Here is a 962-nt window from a genome sequence, read left to right on the forward strand (position 1 = left end):
TGAACGGTGTTAGTACCATCAGAGATATCGAAGCTGATATCGATGTCACCGTTGAAGTTCTCATCTGGCGTAATCGTGAAGCTGCCGTCATCATTAGCTACAACCGTTGCATCTCCACCAACCGTAAGGTCGCTAGCTGTCAGGTCATCGCCTTCAACATCTGACGCTTGCGATAGCAATTGCTCTTGGCTTAAACGGATAGAACCGTCTTCATCGATTGAGTACGCTAAGTCACCAGACACTGGCGCATCATCAACCGCTGTAACACTCACATCGATGTTGGCAGAGACCGTATCGGTGCCATCTGACACATCGAAGCCGAAGTTTACGTCACCATTGAAGTTTTCATTCGGTGCGAAGGTGTATGTGCCATTACCGTTGTCGGTAAGAATACCGTCGCCACCGTCGTAGGTCACACTTTCAATAGTAAGGTTGTCACCTTCAATGTCCGTTGCGCCTGTTAATAGGTCTGCATCAGTGAAGATTAACGTGCCGTCTTCTTCAACACTGAATTGTTGGTCTTGTGGAACAGGTAAATCATTTACTGGGTTAACAGTCAGGTCTGCTGAAGCTTGAACGGTATTGGTGCCATCTGAGATATCGAAACTGATATCGATGTCACCGTTGAAGTTTTCATCTGGCGTAATCGTGAAGCTGCCGTCATCGTTTTGAGTAACCGTTGCATCACCGCCAACCGTTAGGCTGCTGGCCGTCAAGTCATCGCCTTCCACATCTGATGCTTGAGAAAGCAGCTGCTCTTGGCTTAGACGAATCGAACCATCTTCGTCGATTGAGTACGCTAGGTCACCAGACACAGGCGCATCATCAACCGCTGTTACGCTTACGTCGATGTTTGCTGACACCGTATCGGTGCCGTCTGACACATCGAAGCCGAAGTTTACGTCGCCATTGAAGTTTTCATTCGGCGCAAAGGTGTATGTGCCATTACCGTTGTCGGTAAG

The 962-nt window shown here is 48.5% G+C and carries 1 protein-coding gene; it reads right to left on the reverse strand.

Annotated features, from left to right (window positions below; all coding sequences use genetic code 11):
* A partial coding sequence (locus AB4486_RS22510; RefSeq protein WP_372118692.1) for a tandem-95 repeat protein occupies positions 1–962 on the reverse strand: 962 nt, incomplete at both ends.

The organism is Vibrio sp. 10N.222.55.C6 (assembly GCF_041473395.1).
In the GTDB taxonomy this organism is placed as follows: Bacteria; Pseudomonadota; Gammaproteobacteria; order Enterobacterales; family Vibrionaceae; genus Vibrio; species Vibrio crassostreae_C.